Source organism: Actinoplanes sp. NPDC049118 (assembly GCF_040648555.1).
Classification (GTDB): Bacteria; Actinomycetota; Actinomycetes; order Mycobacteriales; family Micromonosporaceae; genus Actinoplanes.
The window spans coordinates 223627-246635 of sequence record NZ_JBEZDY010000009.1; the positions used below are offsets into that span (position 1 = coordinate 223627).

Consider the following 23009-nt stretch of genomic DNA (forward strand, 5'->3'; position numbering starts at 1 on the left):
AGGCGCGGCATGACCGCGCCCGCACGCGGACCGGCCGGGCCGCCGATGGCCGGGCCGGGCCGGATGATGGCCGCCGGCATGCCGGCCGAGAAGTTGCAGGACTTCAAGGGCTCCACCAAGCGCCTGCTGGGCATGCTGCGCCCGCACCGGGTGCTGGTCGGGCTGGTGCTGCTGCTCGGCATCGCCAGCGTGACCCTGTCGGTGATCGGGCCGCGCCTGCTCGGCCACGCCACCGACATCATCTTCGCCGGCTTCATCGGCAAGCCGCTGCCCGCGGACCAGAGCCAGGCGGACATCGTCGCCCAGCTGCGCGCGCAGGGCGACACCAACCAGGCCGACATGCTCGCCTCGATGGACTTCGTCCCCGGCCAGGGCATCGACTTCACCCGGCTCGGGCACGTGCTGCTCTGGGTGCTGGCGATCTACCTGGCCGCCTGGGTGTTCGGGGTGCTACAGGGGCGGCTGACCGCGACGGTCGTGCAGGCGGCGGTGTTCCGGCTGCGCGAACAGGTCGAGGCGAAGCTGGCCCGGCTGCCGCTGTCCTACTTCGACCAGCAGCCCCGCGGCGAGGTGCTGAGCAGGGCGACCAACGACACCGACAACATCGCACAGACGCTGCAGCAGACCTTCGCCCAGCTGGTCACGGCCCTACTGACGATCGTGGGCGTCCTGGCGATGATGTTCTGGATCTCGCCGCTGCTGGCGATCATCGCGCTGGTCACCGTGCCGCTGTCGGTGCTCGTCACGACCGCGATCGGCAAGCGGTCGCAGCCTCAGTTCGTCGCGCAGTGGGCGACGACCGGCAAGCTGAACGGCCACATCGAGGAGATGTTCACCGGCCACTCGCTGGTCAAGGTCTTCGGCCGGCAGGGCGAGGCGGCCGAGACCTTCCGGACCCACAACGACCGGCTGTACGCGTCGAGCTTCCGCGCGCAGTTCATCTCGGGGCTGATCCAGCCGGCGATGATGTTCATCAGCAACGTCAACTACGTGCTGGTCGCCGTCGTCGGCGGCCTGCGGGTGGCGTCGGGCTCGCTGTCGCTCGGCGACGTGCAGGCCTTCATCCAGTACTCGCGGCAGTTCAGTCAGCCGCTGACCCAGGTCGCGAGCATGGCCAACCTGGTGCAGTCGGGGGTGGCGTCGGCCGAGCGGGTGTTCGCGCTGCTGGACGCGCCGGAGCAGTCCGCGGATCCGGCCGGGTCGCCGCGCACCGCGCCCGTGCGGGGACGGGTCGCGTTCGAGAACGTGTCCTTCCGGTACCTGCCGGACAAGCCGCTGATCGACGGCCTGTCGCTGGCGGTGGAGCCGGGCCAGACGGTGGCCATCGTGGGTCCGACCGGCGCGGGCAAGACGACGCTTGTCAACCTGCTGATGCGCTTCTACGACGCGACGGCCGGGCGGATCACCCTGGACGGGGTGGCCATCGCGGAGATGCCCCGCGAGGAGCTGCGCGAGCACATGGGCATGGTGCTGCAGGACACCTGGCTGTTCGGGGGCACGATCTACGACAACATCGCGTACGGTGCCGACGACCCCACGCCGGAGTCCGTGGCGGCGGCCGCGGAGGCGGCGCACGTGGACCGCTTCGTGCGCTCGCTGCCGGACGGCATGGACACGGTCATCGACGACGAGGGTTCGAACGTGTCGGCGGGCGAGAAGCAGCTGATCACGATCGCCCGGGCGTTCCTCGCGGAGCCGAGCATCCTGATCCTGGACGAGGCCACGAGCTCGGTGGACACCCGTACCGAGGTACTGATCCAGCGGGCGATGAACACGCTGCGGGTGGGCCGGACGTCGTTCGTGATCGCGCACCGGCTGTCGACGATCCGGGACGCGGACGTGATCCTGGTGATGGAGTCGGGGACGATCGTCGAGCAGGGCACCCACGACGACCTGATCGCGGCGGACGGCGCCTACGCCCGGCTGTACTCCGCGCAGTTCGCGCAGGCCGCGGTCGAGGTGGACTGACGGGTAGACCTCGGACAGCAGCGGGGGCGGTCCGCAATGGACCGCCCCCGCCTACCTTCGATCGATTACTTGACCACTACGCGCTTCGTGTACGCCGAGTAGCCGGTCAGGATGCCACGTGAGCCGTTGCCGACCACGTAGGCCTTGTAGGTGTACGCCGTGCCGGACTTCAGACCCGTGAGGGTCTTGGTGAAGGTGCCGGCCGCGGTCAGCCGGCCGGAGCCGACGCTGGTCCAGGTGCCGTTCGGGTTGGCCCGGAAGACCCGGGCCTCCAGCCCGGCGACCTTCGGGTCACCGGTGACCATGAGCCGGACGCTGCCCTTGCTGGGCGAGCTGGCGGCCAGGTCGGGGTCCTGCCGGATGAAGACCCGAACCGCGGCCGACTCCATGTCGCCGTCGCCGACCTTGAAGTACATGCCGTCGGTGCTCAGCGTCGGCTTGAACAGGAAGGCCCCGTTCGAGCCGGCCGTGGCCGTGCTGATCACCGCGTAGTCGGACTCCTCGGAGTTGACCGTCCGGCCCCACAGCGTGACCGTCGAGCCCGCCGTGGCCGTACCGCTGAGGTTGACCGGGCCGGCGCCGGGCCGCTCGGTGGCCTGGGCCGTCAGCGTGGGAGCGCCGACCTCCGGCCCGGTGCCGCCGTCGCTGGCCACGATGGTCAGCACGCCGTCCTTGACCGTGCCGGTGCCGCCGAACCCGGTGCCCGAGACGAGGATCCGCTCGGCCGGCTCCGCGGCCGTGTCGTCGGCGATGGTGACGTTGCCGACGGTGATCGTGGATCCCGAGGGCGTTCCGCCCGGGATCTCGACCTGGAACGCCGCGGGGCTGAAGTCGTTGGACGAGGCGGCCGCCACCCCGTCGCCGGCCTTGCCGGTGAGGGTGATGTTCAGGATCGTGCCGTTCTCCGCCTCACCGGTCACCACGCCCTCGATGGCGGCGGTCTCGCCCTCGGTCACCTCGTCGGAGGTGATCTCCAGCTCCGGCGCATCGTCGTCGTTGGTGATGGTGAACGCCGCCGTCAGCGGGCCGCCGGTCGCGGCGGTGTCGCCGGGGTCGCGCTCGATCGTGTAGCGGGCGGTCTCGTTGGTCTCGTAGACCTCGTCGCCGTTGACGACGAAGAGCACGTAGCCCGACGTCTGTCCCGCGGGGATGGTGCCGGTGCCCGGCGGGATGGCCGGGGCCAGCACGTCGAAGTCGACACCCTCGGTCGCCGTGCCGGGGTTCGCCCCCGCCCGGCTGACGACCCAGTCGACGGGGTCGGCGCTCGGGTTGGAGAGCTTCAGCTCGAACAAAACGGGAATGGGAGCGTCGGACTCCGACACGGTGATGTCGGACTTGACGAGGCTCAGCACCGGCTTGGCGTCGTCATCGGTGATGGTCACCGTGGTGACGCCCAGCGACAGGCCACCCTCGAGGCCACCGGCCGGCGTCCCGACGTCGCTGAGGGTGACGTCGATGGTCTCGCCGTCGCCCTCGTCGGTGTTGTCGCCGGTGATGTTGACCATGAAGGTCTTCTTCGTCTCGCCCGGCGCGAACGTGAGCGTGCCCGGCGTCGGCGTCGTGAAGTCCTCACCGGCGACGGCGGTGCCGCCGGCGACGGAGTAACCGACCTTCTGCTCGCGGCCGGAGGGCTTCGTCAGCGTGACCGTGAAGGTACGCGCCTTGGCGGTGTTCGGACCACCCTCGACGATCTCGGTCGGCGCGAGCTGCACCTGCGGGCCGGGGGTGGTGCCGGCGTCCGTGATGGTGCCGGCCGCCGCCGCGGGGGTGCCGAGGGTGCCGTTGACCGGCGAGCTCAGCGTGACGTGCAGCTCCTCGTCGGTCTCGTCGAGGTCGTCGTACAGGGTCGTGACGGAGATCGGCGTCGTCGGGCTCGAGGCGAGCGGCGCGAAGGTCACCGTGCCGTTGGAGACGGCCGTGTAGTCCTCGCCGGCCTTGGCGCTGCCGACGCCCGGGGTCGGGTCGCCGACCGGGCCGTCCGCCGTGTCCCACCGGGCCGTGACGGTCTCCTCGGACAGACCGGTCAGGATGGCGTTGAACTCGAGCGGCCCACCCTCCTCGACGCTGCCGGCCGAGGCAATGGTGATCACGGGCGGCAGGTCGTTGTCGGCGATGTTGACCGAGACGGAGTGCGTACCCTCGACGTTCGTGCCCTCGGACGAGTCGACCGTGAAGGTCTGCACGGCGGCCTCGTCGATGTTGTCGTCCGAGATCTGCACGTTGACGAAGCCGGTGGTCTCGCCGACGTCGATGACGATCGCGTCTTCCAGGGCGTCGTAGTCCTGTCCCGCCTTCGCCGTGCCGTCCTTCGTGGCCACCGGGATCGTGACCTGCTCCTGCGCGGGCTTCGACAGCGTCGCGGTGATCTTCGCTACACGCTGCGCCTGTGCGGTTCCCTCGTTGACCGTCGTGGGCGACGAGACCAGCGTGTAGGTCGGGTTGTCGTCGTCGATGATCGTGCCCGTCGCCGTGACCGGCGCCCCGGGCGCGGGCGGGGTGACAGTGACCTCGAAGTCCTCGGCGTCCACCTCGTCCGCGGTGTCCTGCAGCGTGTTGACGGTGATGGTCTTGGTCTGAGCCACGCTGGTGTTGGACCAGGCGGGGAAGGCGACGGAGCCGTTCGTCACGGCGGTGTAGTCGGTGCCGGCGGTGGCCGTACCGTTCGCGGTCGCCCAGGTCACCGTCTCCGAGGGCAGCGGGGTGCCGACAGCGGCGGGGCCACGCCTGATCGTGAAGGTGAGGGTGCCCCCCTCGGTGGCCGAGACGTCGGCGATCGAATAGTCCTCGGGCGCGGCATTTGCGGGCGACGCGACAAGGACTGCCGGCACCAGGCCGATGATGCCGGCGACCACGGCCGACATGGCCATCCGGAACGGCTTGGGACCACGCAGCATGAACGGAACCGAGCCGCTCTTGGCCGCATGGGCTGGTGAATAGCGCATGTGTTTCTGTCTCCTTCGGCGGCTGGGCCGCCTCCCACTCCGGGAGGTCCCTGGCTTTGCGTCCCCGCCTCTCGACGGGTTTGCCTTTCTCGGGTGCCGCACGCGACGGCTTGTGGTGCACCGGCCATTCCGGCCGGTCGGCGCGGGCACCTAGCGCGGGGACAAAGCTCGCACTGGGGAGTTGCGCCGTCCGTACTGTAACCAGCGAAATGCCGGACTGTTGGGGAATTGGACTTTTAGGCCTGATAGCCCCGACAGCGCGGTCTTGTGATGATTTCTTATCTACCCGACCACCCGGCCACAAGCGCTCTACCTGCGGAAATACATCCCAACGACGTAGTCGGACATCAATCTTGACAACGAAAAGTATCCACTGGTAACTTCGCGCACATGGCCGGTTATCACCACGGGAATCTGCGCGACGCGATCCTGGCCGGCGCCGTCTCGGTCATTACCCGCGACGGTGTCGCAGCGCTCAGTCTGCGGGCCGTCGCCGCCGACATCGGTGTCAGCCACACCGCTTTCCGGCGCCATTTCGGCAGCCGCGAGGGCGTGCTCAATGCGCTCGCCGTGCAGGGCAATCTGATGCTCGCCGAGCAGTTGCGCGGCGCCGCCGCGGCGGGCGAGTTCATCGATGTCGGCGTCGCCTACGTGCGGTTCGCGCTCACCAATCCCGGCCACTTCGCCGTGATGTTCCGCTCCGACCTGCTCGACAACGACGATCCCGAACTAATTTCCGCGCGCGCGGAGTCTTTGGCGCCGCTGCGCGACGGCGTGCGCACGCTGGGGGCCGCCGACGTGACCGCCGCCGAGGTCGCCGCCTGGGGCGTCGTGCACGGCGTGGCCACGCTCGCCCTCAACGGCACCCTCGCCGGCGCCCTGGACGGCCCGCTGAACGCGCGCGACCAGGCCGCCGACGTCGAGGCCCTCGCCCGGCGGGCGCTCTCCCTGCTACAGCCCCCGACAAACCCCTGAGGTAAGGACCCCCGAATGCTCGACAACGTCCACCAGATCATCGCCGGCGTCGTGCTGCTGTCCATCGTCGGCATCGCCTACGGCGGCACGTTCCTGCTCAAGGTGACCCGCGGCGGCGTGCCCGCCAACGAGCTGCAGCAGCGTTTCTTCCGGGCCGGCCACGCGCACGCCGGCGTGCTGGTCATCCTCGGCCTGCTCGTCATGCTGCTGGGCCAGCTCAACGACGTCGGCGGGCTCTGGCAGGCGCTATCGCTCGGCGTGCTGCTCGCCGCGATCCTCATGCCCGGCGGCTTCTTCCTCTCCGTGATCGGCCGGGATCCCCAGCGGCCCAACGGGTTCATCGCCCTGCTCTGGGCGGGCGCGGCCCTGCTCGTCACCGGCCTGGCCGCGGCGGGCATCGGCCTCATCGCCGCCGGAACCAGCTGACCGGGCCGCCCGGCCGCGGCGGCGGGCCCCTCAGCCGCAAAGGGCGGCGGCCCGCCGGCGGATGAGCGGCAGCCAGGCGAGCAGCGCGGCGAGCGCCAGCGCCGCGAGAAACGGCAGCCGCCACCACCGGGTGAGATCCGGTGGGGGCGGCGCCGGGGCGGCGGCCACCCACGGCCGCGCGGTCTTCGACCACGCCACGAAGGCGTCGCCGATCGGGAGCAGGCCCGCGGCATACCGTTTGGACCACGGCGTCGACACGGGTACGCCCAGCAGCTCCCCATAGTTGGCCAGCGCCCGGGCCAGCCGGCGGTCCCCCGCGACGGCCGCCGCGCCCAGCGTCACCGCGGTCGCCGACAGGCTCACCCCGAGCGGCAGCGGCCCCGAGTCCACGTCGGCGGGACCGTCCATGCCCGCCGGATACTCCCGGACCGCCGGGCCCAGCCGCAGCGGCCGCACCACGAACAGCGAGCGGAAGCCCAGGTACTGCGACCGCGCGAACGCCGGGTCGATGTCGACCAGGAAGCGCTGGATGATGCTCTGCGAGGTGCCCCGGGCCGTCGAGGTGGGTGCGCCGGTCGCCGGGTCGACGGTATGCGGCAGCAGACCCGTCGCCGGGTCTAGCCGCTGCCGGACGCCGGTCAGCCAGCGGTGCACCGTGCCGGCGTACCGCGGCGGCAGCAGGGTGTCGTGCAGGCGCAGCGAGGCGATCGCGACCGTGGAGTCGACCGGCCACGCCTGACCGGGATAGGCCGCGAGGTACGGCGACGGCGACGCGTCGAAGGCCGCCGCCAGCGCCGCCGACGCCGCCTCGAAGTCGCGGCGCAGCGCCGGGTCGGGCCGCAGCGAGAGCACGCCGCCGCGCAGCCAGTTGGTCCAGCCCTGGTAGAAGACCCCGTATGCCGGGGTCAGGTCCGCGCTGAACGGCGCACGCCCGGCCGGCGCCTCAAGCCGGGACAGGGCCCACCGCGCCTCGCGCACCTGCTCCGCCGGATCGGCGGCGCCCCGGCCCCGCTCGACCTGGGCGAGGCCGTACAGGGCGTACAGGAAGAGGTAGCCCTCCGGAAACTGTCCCTGCGCCTGCTCGGCGGCCCCGGCGTCCAGCTCGGCACGCAGGAACGCGAGCTGGCCCGCCACCCCGCCGCGGTCCGCCGGCGCCACCAGGCGCCAGCCCGCCACCAGGGCGAGCAGGGTGACGGCGACGGCGGCGATCCGGCGGAGCATGGCCGCCAGCCTAGGAACCGCACGCCACCAAATGATTTCGGCGCCGCATTCGGGCAGCCCGGCGAGCGTATGTGCCAATTGCCGGCGGCAAGGTCTGTTCCATTTGGATAACGCCACCGCGCGGCCCCGGACTCGCGCCGACATGTAGCGACAAGACCGATTTGGACAATGCAAAATATGCGGCCCCACATTAACGGATTCTTAAGGTGGGATTAGGCTCACTTTCGCCGGGCTGCGATCTTCGTACGGTTCCCGCTACGCTCTGCCATCGACCAGCCACAAGAGACTCGACGCTTCAGACACCGGACGGAAGAAGACAGTTGATGTTGCGCAGGGCGTATTCACCGGCTCATGCTCCGCAGCCGCGACGGGGGATCCGCAGCACCCGGTCGCTCGCGCTGATCGCCACGGCGGCGGTGACGGCCATGGCGACGACACTCGTGCCCGTCTTCGCCGGCGACGACAACGGCCTGACCTTGCGCCCGGTCGCCGACACCACCGTCACCCAGGTGCCGCAGGACGGCGACAACGGCGTCAAGACAACCCTGGCGAGCTGCCCGTCCTTGTGCGACGGCAACCCGAAGGGCCGCCGGGACGCGACCCTCCAGTTCGCCGTCGACAAGCTGCCGGCCAACGCCGTCAAGGTGAAGGCCAAGCTGCGGGTGTACGCGTGGCAGGACTTCGCCGCCCGCGTACTGGCCCGGACCCTGCCGGGCGACCTGAGCGCCGCGGGCAGCCCGGCCCAGCTCGTCGCCGCCGCCGACGTGCAGGCCGTCGACCGGGTCACGAAGGGGTTCAACGAGTTCGACGTCTCCGGCTCGGTGCAGCGCAACGGCACCTACACGTTCGCGCTCTCCCAGGAAAACCACCACACCCGCATCTACTGGGCGTCGCGGGAGAACTCGAAGGAGAGCCTGCACCCCGAGCTGATCCTGTCCTACGAGACCCGTACCAAGCCGTCGGCGACGACGTCCGCGCCGAGCACCGCCCTGCCGCCGCCGACGACCCGGCCGACCACGGCACCGGCGACGACCGCACCCACCAAGGCGCCGACGACCACGACGGCGCCGACGGCCGCGCCGACCAGCCGGCCACCGGCCACGACCGCGCCGGCCGACGGCTGGCGGCTCGTCTGGGGCGACGACTTCACCTCCGGCGGCATCGACAGGTCGAAGTGGAACCTGCGCGACGCCGAGGGCCGCGACATCGACCTCGGCTGCAACGTCGACGACCCGAAGAACACATTCGTCAGCAACGGAAACCTGACCCTGCGGGCGCTGAAGCAGACCTCGACCTGCAGCTCGCAGACCCGCCGGTACACGCAGTCATACCTGGACACGATGGGCAAGGCCTCGTTCAAGTACGGCCGCTTCGAGATCCGCGCCAAGTCGCCGAACAAGCCGGAGACCTCAAAGGGCCTGTGGCCGGCGTTCTGGCTGCGCCCCGACGACGGCGGCAACGGCGAGATCGACGTCACCGAGCTGCCCGGCGGCACCGGCTGGTACTCCAAGTCGACCGCGGCCATCTTCTGGGACTACAGCCCGGTCAAGCAGGACACCCGCATCGCCCTGCCCAGCGGCGGCTACCCGGCCGACGGCTACCACACGTACGCCACGGAGTGGGACGCCAACGCGCTCAAGTGGTACATCGACGGCAAGCTGGTCTGGACCCGGGACCGCACCACGACGCCCTGGTACGACAAGGCGTTCAACAAGCCGTACAACATCCGGCTGAACTTCCAGGTCGGCGGCTGGCTGGGCGACCCGGACGCGAGCACCGCGTTCCCGGCGGACTTCGTCGTCGACTACGTCCGGGTCTACCAACGTTGACGCGACGACGACCGGGGTCGCCCCGCGCGATCGGCGTTCGCCTATCGTCTAGGCCGTGCTGAACGAGTCGAGGCGGGCGTCGATCCCCGGCCAGCGGAGCCCCTCCGACCCCCTGGTCGCCGAGGCCGACCCGCGCGACCGGCGCGACGGCCTCGGCTGGGTCACCCGGGCCGTCTTCGGCGACCCCGCCATCCGCGTCGCGGTCGGCGACGACCCGGCGGCCACCGCGCGGTACGCGGTCATCCCCTCCCTCGACAACGCCCGATTCCTGCTCCCGCTGGCATCGCGACGGGTGACGGCGGCCTCGCTGCTCGCCTACAACGCGCTGCGCCCGCCCAGGGTGCGCGCCGGGCGGGCCGCGATCGGCCTCCTCGCCCGCGCCGGGGCGCTCGGCCTGACCCGCGCACCGATCCTGTCCGTGCACGCCGCCGCACCCGAGCTGCTCCTCGCCGGCTTCCTCGCCGGCGAACTGGGCGAGGCGGAACTGCACGCCGCCATCGGAATCCGGCCACCGGACCCGCACCACAAGCCCACCCTCCAGCTCTTCGACGGCCGCGGACGCCCCCGCGGGTACGCGAAGATCGGCTGGAACGACGGCACCCGCGCGATGGTCCGCGCGGAGGCCGCCACCCTCGCCGACCTGCCGGTGGGCAACGGCTTCCCGCCCGCGCCGCGGCTCATGCTGCACACCCGGTGGAACGGCCGCGAGATCGCCGTCATCGAGCCGATGCCGCGCCGCGTGCGCCGCATCCGCAGGCCCGGCCGCCCCCGCCTGGAGGCGATGCTGGCCGTCGCCCGGCGCGGTGGCCCGCCGGCGCGGCCACGGCCGGCGAGCGACCTCGTCGCGGGCTGGCGCAGCCGGGCCCAGGGCGGCGACCCGCGCATCCACGCCGCAATCGCCCGGCTGGACCGGGACCTCCCGCTCGAGCTCGGCGACTGGCACGGCGACTGGGTGCCGTGGAACATGGCCCGGCACCGGCGCGGCCTGCTGGTCTGGGACTGGGAGAACAGCGCGCCCGGCGTACCCGTCGGCTTCGACCTGGCACACCAGGCATTCCAGACCGCCCTGTCCACACACGGGCGGCCCGCCGCCGAGTGCGCGACGGCCGTCGACGAGGCGCTGCGGCGCCACGGCGCGGCGCTGGGCCTGGACCCGGCCCGGCAGCGGTTCGTCGCCGACGCGTACCTGGTCGAGCTCTGGCTGCGCACCTACGAGCTGTCGGGCGGGGGCGCGGGCTGGAACCCGAAGCTGCACCCCGCCCTGCTCGACGTCCTCGACCAGCGGCAGGGCACGCCCTAAGACCAGTCGAACGACATGCCCAGGCGCGAAGCCAGCGCCGCATTGTGCGGCCGGTAATACTCGGTCAGCTCGGCCCGGACGGCGTCGTCCATGCCCCGGCTGGGCCGGTCGTTGAAGACGTCGTATTTGGGCAGCTCATACGGGGGAAGCCCGATGAAATCGAGGATCCGCGCATAGGTGGCGGCCGGCTCCCGGTACAGCGTCTCGCTGGCCACGAAGCACAGCTGGCCGCGGTCGAAGTGGTCCAGCCAGGGCGTCAGGTGGTCGAGGTAGCGGCCCCGGGCCCGGTACGAATACCAGTCGTACGCCTCGCTGTGATAGTCATCCTCGGCGAGCAGCCTGTCCCGCTCCCCCGCCGTCCGGGACTCCTCGGCGGCGAGCGCCGCGGCGAAGTCGAGCGGCTCGACACCCTCGGTTCGGCGCTCCTTCCAGTGCGAGTACGCCCGCTCGACCGGGTCGCGCAACAGCACGACCATCCGGGCCCGCGGCATCAGGTCGGCCACCCGGGCCGCCACCAGCGGATGGAACATGTAGAGCGGCGCGGCCTCGCCCACCCTCGGCGGCGCACCGTGCCGGCGCTCCAGCGCCGCCCGCTGCCTCACCGTCGGGAAGTGCGAGCGGTACCACGCCTCGCCGCGCGACCAGTTCTCCTCGAAGTAGTGCGAGGTCTTCGTGTTCCATGCGGGGAACAGCCGCGGCACGAGCGGGTGCTGGATCAGGTAGCGCCACAGCGATGTCGTGCCGCCGCGCTTCGTGCCGATCACCAGGAAGTCGGGCAGCGGCCGTCGATCGCTGGTTCGCTCGCCGTAGCGGACCATCAGCTCCCGGACCTGTTCCCTGGCGGCCCGCGGTGCGACGCCCTTGATCCGGTCCTTCACGGTCACGACGGGACCTCCTGGGTCTGTGCTGGCATGGTCTGAGCGGGCCGGAGCTGAGTCCGGACGTTCCTGAGGGCCGCGCGGACGCGCCGGTCGGCGAGCAGGGCGAGCAGGCCGGCGGCGAGGACGCCAAGGCAGACGGCCAGGCCCGGCAGCCCCCGCCCGGCGACCAGGACACCGATCCCGGCCGCGACGCCGGACGCGGCCAGCGTCGCGCCGGCGGACAACACGAGGGTCCGGCCGAAGAGCGGCTCGCCCAGCGCCCACCGGGCGAGGACCGCGGCCAGCACGTTCTCGCAGACGATGCCGAGGGACCAGGCGACGGCCGCGCCCAGGGCCCCGTGCCGCGGAATGAGCACGAAGCAGGCGGCCACGTTCAGCGCGAGCCCGGCGACGGTGGCGAGCAGATGGCCACGGCTGTTGCCGCTCATCAGCAGCACGGTCTGCACGAGGCCGACCCCGACATTGACGAGCATCGCGACGGCCAGCACCGTCATGCCGGCAGCACCCGAGTCGAACTCCGCGCCGAAGAGCCGCAGGAACGCCGGCGCGAACACGGCCAGCACCAGATAGGCGGGCCAGGAGAGCAGGACGATCCAGAGGGTGGTGCGCCGGTAGACCCGGGCCGCCTCGCCGCGCTGGCCGGCGCCGAGCAGGCGGGACAACTGCGGCGCGATCGCAACCCGCAGGCCCTGCATGATTAGCAGGCCGGCGAGCGCATAGCGGCCGACCGCCGCGAAGACGCCGGCCTCGGCCTGGGTCGCCAGCGCGCCGGTGAGCAAGACGCCGACCCACATGCTGCTGGCATCGACGGCCACCGACCCGGCGCGCGGCAGGGCGAAGCCCCAGAACGCCCGCCAGTCGGCCCGGTCCGGGCGCAGCGACGCACCGGCGAACAGGCCGAGCGGGCGCACGACCAGCGCCAGCGCGAACAGCACCGCGGCGGCGAGCGGCAGCAGCCAGCCGGCGAAGCCCAGCAGCACACCCCCGCCGGCGGACACCGCGGCGATCATCAGAATCGGCCGTGCGATCGGCACGAGCAGGAACTGCACCCCCACGTACGCCGACACGGACCGGGTCGCGCGCACGGCCGCGAGCAGCACCGTCGACGCGACGATCAGCGGCACGCAGACGGCGGCGAGCCGGATGAGCGCGGTGCCGTCGGCGTCGTCGAGCAGGGTCCGCGCGACCGGCGCCGCGGCGGCGTAGCACACCGCCCCGACCGAACCCGCCAGCGCGAGCGTAGGCAGCACCGCGAGCGGGAGCAGCCGGGCCGCGTCGCCGTCGGGGCCGAGCCTGCGACGCGGGATCGCCCACATCAGACCGGTGTCCGCACCGAAACAGCAGATCGCGCCGGCGATGGTGACCAGGCCGATGACGCTGAACAGCGCTCCGGAGCCGTCCGCACCGAATGCGCGGACGATGACGGTGGTGAGCACGAAGCCAAAGGCACCGTTGACCGCGGCGCCGGCGAGGCCGACGGCGCCGCTGCGCGTGCTCCGCCGTACCTCGGTGTCGGGTGGGCCCTGCGCGGCTGTCACCGTCATGCCGGGGTCTCCTTGAGTTCGCGGTTGACCGGGCCGTCGACGGCCGCGAGCCCCAGTGCGACGACGAAGCAGAGGACCGACATGTTCGGGTCGATGTAGGCGTAGAACGGCGTCACGACGACCGCGATGACGGGCACCGCACTAAGCCACAGCCCTGCGGATGTCACCGCGGCCGCCAGCCGCCGGGCCAGGACCATCAGCAGGACGTAGAAGCAGATCGTCGCCGGAACGCCGTGGCTGTAGAGCAGCTGCCAGATCATGCCCTGGGTGCCGAGCGGCTCGGCGGCATGGGTCGTGTCGACCGAGTTCGGCTGCCCGAACCCGAACAGCGGCGATTGAGCGACCGCCGCCCACGTCTGCGCGTAGAGGTCGAAGCGGTCCGAGGTGGTGTCCGTGGTGGATGTCCGGTTCGTGATGAGATCGAAAACCGGGATGAAGAGCGTGACGATCCAGCCGAGGACCACGATGACCACGACCGGCACCAGCATCCGGATCCGGCCCTTGAGGGCCTCCCGGCCGAGCAGGTAGGCGACGCCGGCGCCGAGGCCGATGAACATGCCGCGGTTCAGCGTCAGGAACGCGGGGACGAGCGAGAGCGGCAGCGACACCAGCAAGGCGATCCGCATCGCGCCGCGGCGCACCGACATCAGGTACGCGAGCACGAACGGCACCAGGAAGCAGTACGCCGTGCCCCAGTTGTTGGTGTACGGGTACGGCGCGGCCGGCCGGTAGATCGGGTTGCTGCTGAGCTTGTTGAACTCGGTCGAGTCCAGGTGCGCCAGGTCCAGGATGAACCGCTCGGAGCGCACGCCGTGCGGCAGCGCCAGCTCGAATGGGCTCGGGAAGCTGAACTTCGGCATGAGCACGCCGAGCCAGCCGAGCGCGACGACGCCCAGCCAGAACAGGGCGAGTGGATTCGCGACGCGGGTCCACCGCACGCGGTCGCGGATCAGGTTGTAGACGTAGATCCCGACGACGAAGCCGGTGAGCAGGTGGCCCAGCCGCAGCCCGAAGACGATCAGCGAGGTGACCCGGTCGAGCCGGGTGGCGCTGATCGTGACCAGGCTGAGGAAGACCAGCCAGAAGACCGTGCCGGTGGGCAGCCGGATGCCGCCGCGGGTGCTCAGCAGGGCCAGCAGCAGCACCCCGAAGAACGGCCAGACGAAGTAGAAGACGCCGAGCACCCACCAGAGCGGCAGGAACGCGAACATGGCGTAGACGGGCCACACCGGCAGCTTCGCCGTCCGGATCATCCAGGCGCCGGGCTCGAGAACGCCGGGCTCGACCAGGGCGACCGCCCGGGCCCGGGCGGGCGCGGTCGCCCGCACCCGCCGGGCCCGAATTCCAGGCCTGGCCAATCTCAGATCCCCTTGCCGCGCTTCTGCGCCATCCGCAGCAGCCGCTCGCCGGTCATCAGGCCGAGGATCACCGGCACGGTGACCAGCACCCGCTTCTCCCGCGGGTTCAGCCGGATGACGGCCGCGAGCTCCCGCATCGCCTCGGTGCGACGGTTGCCGGACGCCAGGGCGAACGCGATCTGGCCGCGCAGGCGGGCCATGCCGGCGCGGCTGCGGGCCAGCTCGGGATGCTTGTCGATCAGGTACCGCTGCGCGTCGACGATGGTCGCCCAGCGGCCGAAGTAGAACGAGCCGCCGTGCCAGTCGACGATGACCAGCGCCTGCCGGACCACGGCGATCGGCGTGTGCGCGGAGACCCGCAGCAGCCACTCGTAGTCCTCGCTGTAGCCGCCCGGGATGTCCTCGTCGACCTCGCCGGCGGCGGCCCAGGTCGAGCGGCGCACCAGCATGGTGCTGGAGTGCACCTCCATGACCCGGTCGGCGAGCAGTTCGTCGAAGACGACGCGGTCGCGTCCGAGGACGCGCTCTTTGTCGATGCCGGGGCCGCGCAGCCGCAGCCCGCAGCTCACCGCGCCGATCGCCGGGTCGGCGAGCTGCTCCACCTGCCGGCTGAGCTTGGCGGCCAGCCAGATGTCGTCGTCGTCGCAGAACGCCAGCAGCTCGCCGGTCGCCGCGTCCACGCCGCTGTTGCGGCCGCCGGGCAGGCCGGGCCGGCGGCTGTTGTTGATCAGCTTCAGCGCCCGGTCCGGTCCGACGGGCACGCTCAGCTCGCGCACGTCGACGTGGTCGTAGACCACGACGCACTCGACGCGGCCGGGATAGTCCTGGCCGAGGATGCTGGCCACGGCCCGCTCCAGCAGGCCGGGGCGGTCGCGGGTGGCGACGATGACGCTGACGTCGGGGTAGGTCTCAGGCACTGCGTCCCCCGGTGAGAACGAAGCCGACCGTCTGCGCACCGGCCGAGCGCAGGCGGTCGACGAGGCGGGTCAGTTCGGCGTTGCGGGTCCGGTCCCGGGCGACGACCAGGACCGCGACACCGGACTGCGCGGCGCGGACGCCCCGCTCGTCGGTGTCGGACGGCGGCGCGTCGATCACGACCACGCCGCTGTCGGGCTCCTCGCCCAGCGTGCAGAGCCGCACCACGCCGCCGCCGATCAGCACGACCATCAGGCGGCTGTCGAGATCGGCCGCGGAGTTCACCGGCGCCGGGGCGGGCGAGGGTGCCTGCCGGACCGACGTCTCCATGATCAGGGTGGCCTCGGGGTCGTTGGACGACACCCGCATCTGGGTCGGCGCCAGGCGCGTGGACGGCGCGGAGAGCCGGCCCGCGCCGCTGCCGCCGGTGTTCCGGCCGAGCCGGTCCGCCGCCGGCGAGCCGTTCAGCCCCGCGGAACCGCCCGGCGCCAGCGTGCGGGGCCGCGGCGGGGTGCGCTTCTGCGCCGCGAACAGCACCCGCTTGAGCTCCTCCTGGCTCTCCGGCGGCCCGGCCAGCGTGACGTCCTGGCCGGCCTCGGCGAGCGCGACGGCGAGATTGCCGGTCACGACCGTGCGGCCCTCGTCGTTGCGGCTGGAGAGCACGACCAGCGCCCGGTCCGGGTGCCGGTCGATCCACTTGAGCACCGCGAGCGACACATAGCGGGCGTCTGCGGCGGCCGCGTCGTCGTGGTGCCGCCCGGCGGCCCGGACCACGCCGAGCGCGGGCAGGCCCACCAGGTCCGCGGCCTGCTCGATGGAGCGGACCCGACGGTCGAGCGCCTCGCGGGCGTGCGCGGTGACCATGCCGAGCAGCAGGCCGCCCAGCACCGCGCCGAGCAGGTAGATCGCGCCGGCGTCGTGGCTCGACGGGATCGGCGAGCGGGCCGCGGCGGTGATCGAGCCGGGGCTCAGGTCGGCCGAGGCCACCTTGGCGCGCGCGTTCGCGAGCTGGGCGATCTGGTCGTTGAGCGCGCTCACCTGGTCCAGCGTCGCCTGCGTACGCGGGGACGCCGTGTCCGAGCTGGACTGCCGCGAGGGCAGGTCCTTCTGCGCGGCGAGCCGCTGGCTGGTCACCGACTTGATGGTGTTGTCGTACGACAGGATCAGCGCGGCGCGCTGCTGCTTGTAGATGTCCTCGCGGACGCGCAGGTAGGTCTCCGCCGCGGTGTTCGCGCCGGTGATCGCGCTGTCCTCGCTGTCGCCCGCGTACTGGAAGCGGAGCACCTGGCCGCCGGTCGGCACCTCGGTGGACAGCGCCTCGCGGATCGCCTCCGAGTCCTGGTTCAGGATCCGGGCGGTCGTGTCGATCACGTCGTTGCCCAGGGCGATGCCGTTCTCGGCGGTCATGTTGATGGCCCGGTCGGCGCCGCTGGACGGCAGGGTGAACGGGTCGGTGACCACGGGGCGCAACACCACGACCGTCGTCGCCCGGAACGTCGCCGGAAAGAAGAGGAGGTACCCGAGCACGGCGAGCGTGACGGCACCGGCGACGGCCAGCACGATCCGCCAGCGGCGCAGCGGAATCCGTACGACATCCGCGAAGCCGATGACCCGTTGCCGGCTCGCGGCGACGGAATCAGTCACATCCATGAGTCGTCTCTCCCCGACAGGTTCTGCAGTTGTGTATCGATGCATCCAAGTGTGGCGAATCCTCCCCGGCCGCGCACCTTTGCACGGCCGGGAAGGTTACTCAATGGAGTCTCTTCGCTACATAGACGGTTTTGGTTACGAGGTTGCGAAGAACAGTGTCTGATTGGACCAGGTGGCCGCGGCACTCGGGGCCGCCACCACGGTGGCGGTGGATCCGACGACCGCCGGCGTCGCGGCCGGGTCGAAGGCGACCGTGCGAAGCGAGCCGTCCGTCGAACCGTAGACGAGCTTGCCGGACACCCAGGTCATACCGCGTACGGTGCGCCAGTCGATGCCCGAGGTGGGCAGCGTGAACGCGGTGCAGCCCACGACGTAGCCGTCCGGCGTCAGGTACCGGTAGAACAGCGAGTTGCTGGACGACGTCGTGAAGTACATCCGGCCCTGCAGGAAGAACGCGCCGGTCATGCTGGCGGCCGTGAACCAGGAGTTGTAGCCGCTGCCGACCCACGGTGCACCGATCGCGCCGCTGCCGCTGAGCATCGAGATGTTCAGCACACTGCCGCTCGGCGCCGAGAAGTCGGTCTTCGCCCAGTAGAGCTTGTTGGCCACCACGAACGCCGACCTGGCCGAGGTGAGCTGCGGCTGGCTGACCGTCGCCGGGGTGCCCAGCCCGGACACGCCGTACGGCACCTTGGTCACCTGGCCGTTGCCGGCGCCGAGGTAGAGGTAGCCGGAGGCGGCCTGCGGCGCGTCCTGGATCCCGATGGTGCGACCGCCGGACTCCGGGAAGTAGCCCATCCGCCCGTGGTACTCGTTGCCGAGGCCGTCGGCGTCGAAGCCGGCGAAGAGGCCGTTCGGGCCCTTCCAGAGCTCCCACATGATCGGACCCCAGTCGGTGCCGCCGGCCGGCAGCTGGCCGCCGGGCGAGCGGGTCGGGTTCCAGTTCAGCGGCACGCCGTTCTGCTGGTCCAGCGCGGCGATGCCATAGCGGCTGACGCCACCGGCGCCCTGCGCGTCGTTGCCGTTGGCGTTGTTCTGCCAGCGGAAGTGACCGCCGATGTAGACGACGCCGTCGGCGACCTCGAGCGAGGTGACCGAGTCGGCGCCGGTGAAGTCGACCCACGTGGCCTTGACGTTGGACCCGCGGTCCGCGGTCTCCCAGCGGGCGGTGGCGTCGCAGTACGCGTCGCCGCGGCCGCCGTCGCCGATGATGACGAAGTACTTGCTGTCGTCGCTGAAGTCGACGTCGCGCGCGTAGAACGGGAATGTGCCGCTGTAACAGGCGGCGACGTACCGGTCGGTGTTCCAGTCCGCGACCGTCGGCGCGCCGTCGGTCTCGATCATGACGACCTGGTTGCGGGCCGCCCCGTTCACGTCGGTGAAGTTGCCGACCGCCACGACGGTGTCGCCGTCGGGTGCGACCGCGAGGCCCCAGACCAGCTCGGTGCTGTTCGGGTACGGGCGGGCGCCGCTCGCGTCGATCTGGAAGCTCGGGTCGACGGCACCGGTGGTGGCGTTGAGCCGGGCGAGCAGCGAGTGCTCGGTGCCGTTGATCCAGTGGAAGGCGCCGGCGACGTAGAGGTGGTTGCCGTGCACGATCGCGCGGCGCACGACGCCGCCGTCGGCGCGTCCGGCCCAGCCGCCGACCGTGTCGCCGGTGGTCGGGTCGAGCTCGACCAGGTTCTTGCGGGCGACGCCGTTCACGGTGCCGAAGCTGCCGCCGACGATGAGCTTGCCGTCGGGGCTGACCGCGAGGGTCTGCACCGCGCCGTCGAGGACCGGGGTGAAGGCGGTCCGCAGCGCGCCGGTGCCGGCGTCGTAGGCGATCAGGTTGTCCGCGGGGGTCCACGCGGTGGCGCCGGCTGCCTTGACCCCGGCGAACGAGCCGCCGGCGTAGACCGTGTTGCCGATCTGCGCGAAGGCCCGCATGCTTCCGTTCTGCAGATGCGGCGTGTTGTCCGCCGGGTTGGCCGAGACCAGGGTCGCCGGGTCGTTCGGTGGTACGTATACGGCGCTCGCCGGGACGGCGGTCAGAGCGACCGTCAGACTCATCACCGCGACGGGCGCCAGGAACCTGGCGGCCTGCCGCGGCCGGAGTCGACGCTTCAGGGACACGAGCCCTCCTAATCAGAACTTAAAGATTGACGCAGCCTGGTGCGGGCCCGGCCGTGGCGCTATCGACCGTCCGGACGGAGAGCCGGTCTATCGGACGGAGATCTGTGCACAGGGGACGCGACGAAACCGTGCATTCACGACGGAGCCAGCCGGAACGGCACGACACCCGCGCTGGCCCGCACCGACCAGGCGGCCGCCCTCTCGATGTCAACGAGACCGACCTCCTCCGCCTCCCGGGCCACGACCAGCCGCCTGCCTTCCAACTCCCGCGCCATCTCGACCTGATGGTCGTCGACGTGCTCGCCGAACGCCTTGCGCCGCGGCACGTACAGCGCCCGCTTGCCGGCCTGCATCGCCGCCAGCGCGGAGCCGACCCCGGCGTGCGAGATGACGACGTCCGCCTCGGCGAGCGCCTGGCGCATCTCGGAGACGGGCACCTGTTTACGGGCGCCGGCGGGCATTCTATCGATAACGGTCGAACCAACCTGCCACAGGACGTCCCAATCCGGCGGCAGGAGGGTAACGAGATGATTGAGGAGCCGCGGGAAGGTGTAGCGCTCATGGGTTCCGAGCGTCACCACGACCTTGCGGACCGGGCGGGGGTCGGCGACCGGCTCGGCCTCGAACGCGTCGAAGATGGATCCGCCGTAGCGCCAGGTGTCGTCGGCCCACGCCGGATACTGCGTGTAGAGGCGGGCGCGCGGCACCCGGGCGGCGAGCCGGCCGGTCAGCGACGGCCCCCGGGTGCGGGTCGCACTCTCGATGTAGGAGCACGGCACCCCGGCCGTCGTAGCGGGCACGAAGAACGCCATCGCGACGCTCGCCCCGGTGCTGATCACCTGCTCGTAACGCTCGGACCGGAACATCTTGCGGGCGACGACCAGGTCGCGGACCGCACCGACCAGGTCCCGGCTGGTCGCCGGCGGAACGTAGACGACGTCCTCGCCCTCGAGCAGGGAGCGGCTCTGCGGGCTGTCGAAGGTGACCCAGCGGCGCTCGCCGACGCCGAGCCGCGGCCGGAGGTCGTGCAGCTCGGCCAGGTGGCCACCGGTGGAGGCGACGAGCAGCGTCGTCACGGCGCGGGCGCCGCCGCGGCCTGCGCCGCGGCGACGGACACGGTCGCATCCGGGACGCCGCCGGGCGCCGTCCCGGCCGCCTCCGGTCCGGCGGCGGCGGACTCCCGCAGTTCCGGCTCCGGCGGTGCCTGCCGCGGATAGCGGCCCGCCAGGACGCAGACGGCCACGGCGTAGCCCAGGAACAGCGCGGGCCCGAAGACGAGGCCGCTGATCACGTCGGTGATCCAGTGCTTCTGCACGTAGATCCGGGAGTAGCCCTCGTAGGTGGCCATGACCAGCACGACCGTGCCCAGGACCACGTGCCAGCGCCGGCTCATCCGCCAGGTCAACGCGGCGAAGAGCGCGATCGCCCCGAAGGTCATCACGATCCGGGCGATGCCACCGGACGGGTACGAGCCGAGCCCGGTCGGCGGGTGCCCCCGGTTCACCATCCCGCTGAGGATGGCCTGCACGTACTGCTCGAGCGGGAAGCTGGCCAGGATCGCGACGAGCGGGATCCAGAAGCGCCTGCGCCAGAAGGGTGCGAAGAACACCGCGGCCACCACGACCACGATCTTCAGCGGGTCGCGGTCGCCGAGCGCGGTGTACACCCAGTTGAAGTCCTCGAAGCCGGGGTTGCGCCGGTCGGTGACCCACAGCAGGACGGGCCAGTCCACCGCCTCCTCGAGGCTGTGGGCCAGGAGGCCGACCGGCCAGAACACGGCGACGATGAGCGCGGCCCAGAAGAGCACGAAGGCGAGCGCCGTCGCCGGCCGCCCAAGCGTCGTGACCAGGCCCGCCACGGACTCGCGGGTCTTCGCCGCGAGGCGGCCGCGGGCGAGCCGCCGGACCGGCCCGTACGCGAGCAGCGGCCCGACGACCGCCGGCACGACGACCGAGAACGCGGCGACAAAGTAGAGCAGTACCACCGAACAGTCCCCATCCTGCGGCATCCCGACCGCATGACAAACAAACCCCGAACCGGCGCCCCACGCGCCGGTCAGTAGGCGCCCGCGCCTCGCATGACCACCGTGGCGGTCCGCATGAGAATCACCAGGTCGACCGTGAGCGACCAGTTCTCCACGTATCGCAGGTCCAGCCGGATCGAGTCCTCCCAGGACAGATCCGAGCGCCCGCTCACCTGCCAGAGCCCGGTCATGCCGGGCTTGACCACCAGCCGCCGCCGCATGTCCTGCGGATACTGCTCGACCTCGCTCGGCAGCGGCGGGCGCGGCCCGACGAGCGACATCTCACCCAGCAGCACGTTGATCAGCTGGGGCAGCTCGTCGAGCGAGTACCGGCGCAGGACGCGCCCGGACCGGGTGACCCGCGGGTCGTCACGGATCTTGAACAGCACCCCGGCGAACTCGTTCTGCCGGCGCACCGCCTCGAAGCGCGCCTCGGCGTCCGTGTGCATCGTCCGGAACTTGTACATCCGGAAGGGCTCGCCGCCGCGGCCGACCCGGACCTGGCGGAAGAACACCGGCCCGCCCGTGTCCAGCCGAATGACGAGCGCGACCAGCAGGAACAGCGGCGCGAGCAGCATCAGCAGCAACGCGGCCACCGACAGGTCGAACACCGACTTGATGAGCCGCCGCCCGCCGGAGAGCCGGGGGTGCTCGATGTGCATCATCGGCAGCCCGTCGACCGGACGGACGGTGATGCGGTCGCCCGCGGTGTCCACGAGCGACGACGAGACGATCAGGTCGATGTCGTCGCGTTCGAGCTCCCAGGCGAGGCGGCGCAGCATCGGGCCGTCGAGCTCCGGGCAGGACAGCACCATGACCGTGTCCGCGCCGGCCGCCGCCGCGGAGTTCGCGGCCGCGCCCAGGGCGCCGAAGACCGGCACGTCGACGATCCGCGCCGCGTCGCCGAGCTGGCAGGCGGGCAGGCAGGCGCCGACGACCTGCAGGCCGTGGTGCGAACGGCGGTGCAGCTGGCTGGTCATCTGCGCTACGGCCGAGGCGTGGCCGAGCACGAGCACCCGGTGCATGCAGGCACCGCGCCGGCGGGCATGATGCAGCACCTTGCGCAGCGCGAAGCGGCCGGTCAGCGAGAACACCGTGGTCAGCACGAGCGCGATCGACAGATAGCCGCGCGCGAGGTCCGCGTTGGCCACGTAGGACGCCAGCGCGATGCCGAGCGTCAGCCGTACGCCGGCGCGCAGCACCCGCTGGTACTCCTCGCCGCCGACGAAGAGCACCCGCCGCTCGTAGGCGTGCGTCAGCGCCAGCAGCCCCACCCACATCGGCGGGATGAGCGCGGAGAGCACCAGGTACCAGTCCGCGTACGGCGCGCCCTGGAAGCGCAGCACGAACGCGGCGAGCGTAGCGATCAGCGTCGCCCCGAAGTCGATGACCAGGAGCAGCTTGACGTAGCGGGCCTCCCACACCCAGCGGTCGGCGTGCCCGCGGTCGCCGGAGACACCGAGATCCCGTTCGGTGAATCCTGAATACGGTGATGTTGGAACCGGTCCGGTCGCGGCGTTGTCCGCCGCCGTTTCCGTCGTTGTCACGACGCCCCTGCCTCCAGTGAGACCCCACGCCCACTCGGCAATTTCACGCACACTGTTGCCACGCCCCCCAACCCTTGGCCCCGAACAACAAAGCGCAAGGATGCTCAGGCGGTGAACGCTAGACGAGGTTCAGGAGAATACCGACCCCCCGGCCGCAAATGTTTAACGACGGTCTTCCTTGTTTTCGGATGCCGGATCGGGCGGCATCAACGTGCATTGCAGGTTAACTCAGGTCTACAGCGGACAAAATAGCAGGCGTGCCAAAGATGGCGGAAGTCCGCGGCCGCGCACGAACCATTGTCCGATTCCTCACGC

General features: G+C 71.4%; 16 protein-coding genes and 1 riboswitch. Of the genes, 5 read left to right on the top strand and 11 right to left on the bottom strand.

All coding sequences use genetic code 11. The annotated features are described in order from the left end of the window. The first annotated feature begins 9 nt into the window (after positions 1-9). Complete coding sequence (locus tag AB0B58_RS16540) at positions 10-1968, top strand: ABC transporter ATP-binding protein (protein ID WP_360224049.1); 1959 nt, start codon at positions 10-12, stop codon at positions 1966-1968. A 65-nt stretch (positions 1969-2033) separates the two neighbouring features. Here the strand turns inward: AB0B58_RS16540 and AB0B58_RS16545 are convergent, their stop codons facing one another. Beyond that, the gene (locus tag AB0B58_RS16545) at positions 2034-4910 is read right to left on the bottom strand and encodes a Calx-beta domain-containing protein (RefSeq protein WP_360224051.1); all 2877 of its coding nucleotides are present in this window, start codon (positions 4908-4910) and stop codon (positions 2034-2036) included. A 14-nt stretch (positions 4911-4924) separates the two neighbouring features. Continuing rightward, a riboswitch (cyclic di-GMP riboswitch) is annotated at positions 4925-5005 on the bottom strand. 295 nt (positions 5006-5300) lie between these two features. Between AB0B58_RS16545 and AB0B58_RS16550 the strand changes: the two genes are divergently transcribed. Both AB0B58_RS16550 and AB0B58_RS16555 read left to right on the top strand, forming a co-directional pair. Next, complete coding sequence (locus tag AB0B58_RS16550; protein ID WP_360224053.1) at positions 5301-5885, top strand: TetR/AcrR family transcriptional regulator; 585 nt, start codon at positions 5301-5303, stop codon at positions 5883-5885. Positions 5886-5900: 15 nt separating this feature from the next. After that, positions 5901-6311, top strand: a complete 411-nt coding sequence (locus AB0B58_RS16555) for a hypothetical protein (protein WP_360224055.1) — start codon at positions 5901-5903, stop codon at positions 6309-6311. 30 nt (positions 6312-6341) lie between these two features. Here AB0B58_RS16555 and AB0B58_RS16560 read toward each other — a convergent pair whose 3' ends face one another. After that, the gene (locus AB0B58_RS16560) at positions 6342-7532 is read right to left on the bottom strand and encodes a hypothetical protein (protein WP_360224057.1); all 1191 of its coding nucleotides are present in this window, start codon (positions 7530-7532) and stop codon (positions 6342-6344) included. A gap of 425 nt (positions 7533-7957) precedes the next feature. Between AB0B58_RS16560 and AB0B58_RS16565 the strand changes: the two genes are divergently transcribed. Both AB0B58_RS16565 and AB0B58_RS16570 read left to right on the top strand, forming a co-directional pair. Then, positions 7958-9361 (top strand): family 16 glycosylhydrolase, encoded by a 1404-nt coding sequence (locus tag AB0B58_RS16565; RefSeq protein ID WP_360224059.1) that lies wholly within the window; start codon positions 7958-7960, stop codon positions 9359-9361. A gap of 58 nt (positions 9362-9419) precedes the next feature. Then, positions 9420-10661 carry a hypothetical protein gene (locus tag AB0B58_RS16570; RefSeq protein ID WP_360224239.1) on the top strand — a complete coding sequence of 414 codons (1242 nt, stop codon included), beginning with the start codon at positions 9420-9422 and terminating at the stop codon, positions 10659-10661. Here the strand turns inward: AB0B58_RS16570 and AB0B58_RS16575 are convergent. The 9 genes from AB0B58_RS16575 to AB0B58_RS16615 form a co-directional block, all read right to left on the bottom strand. Continuing rightward, positions 10658-11539: a sulfotransferase domain-containing protein gene (locus AB0B58_RS16575; protein WP_360224241.1), complete on the bottom strand. Its 882-nt coding sequence runs from the start codon at positions 11537-11539 to the stop codon at positions 10658-10660. The genes AB0B58_RS16570 and AB0B58_RS16575 overlap by 4 nt on opposite strands. Before the next feature lie 2 nt (positions 11540-11541). Continuing rightward, on the bottom strand, positions 11542-13086 hold the full coding sequence (locus AB0B58_RS16580) for a polysaccharide biosynthesis C-terminal domain-containing protein (RefSeq protein WP_360224061.1): 1545 nt from the start codon (positions 13084-13086) through the stop codon (positions 11542-11544). Continuing rightward, entirely contained in the window at positions 13083-14444 is a 1362-nt protein-coding gene (locus tag AB0B58_RS16585; RefSeq protein WP_360224063.1) for an O-antigen ligase family protein, read from the bottom strand. Before AB0B58_RS16585 ends, AB0B58_RS16580 begins: the two co-directional genes overlap by 4 nt. 2 nt (positions 14445-14446) lie before the next feature. Beyond that, positions 14447-15361, bottom strand: a complete 915-nt coding sequence (locus AB0B58_RS16590; protein ID WP_360224065.1) for a glycosyltransferase family A protein — start codon at positions 15359-15361, stop codon at positions 14447-14449. After that, complete coding sequence (locus AB0B58_RS16595) at positions 15354-17009, bottom strand: hypothetical protein (RefSeq protein ID WP_360224067.1); 1656 nt, start codon at positions 17007-17009, stop codon at positions 15354-15356. The genes AB0B58_RS16590 and AB0B58_RS16595 overlap by 8 nt, the downstream gene beginning before the upstream one ends. Before the next feature lie 135 nt (positions 17010-17144). Then, entirely contained in the window at positions 17145-19079 is a 1935-nt protein-coding gene (locus AB0B58_RS16600) for a delta-60 repeat domain-containing protein (RefSeq protein ID WP_360224243.1), read from the bottom strand. 179 nt (positions 19080-19258) lie between these two features. Continuing rightward, complete coding sequence (locus AB0B58_RS16605) at positions 19259-20200, bottom strand: glycosyltransferase (protein ID WP_360224069.1); 942 nt, start codon at positions 20198-20200, stop codon at positions 19259-19261. Then, positions 20197-21108: a phosphatase PAP2 family protein gene (locus AB0B58_RS16610; RefSeq protein WP_360224071.1), complete on the bottom strand. Its 912-nt coding sequence runs from the start codon at positions 21106-21108 to the stop codon at positions 20197-20199. The genes AB0B58_RS16605 and AB0B58_RS16610 overlap by 4 nt, the downstream gene beginning before the upstream one ends. Before the next feature lie 71 nt (positions 21109-21179). Further along, positions 21180-22694, bottom strand: coding sequence for a sugar transferase (locus AB0B58_RS16615; RefSeq protein WP_360224073.1), 1515 nt, complete (start codon positions 22692-22694; stop codon positions 21180-21182). Between the last annotated feature and the right edge of the window lie 315 nt (positions 22695-23009).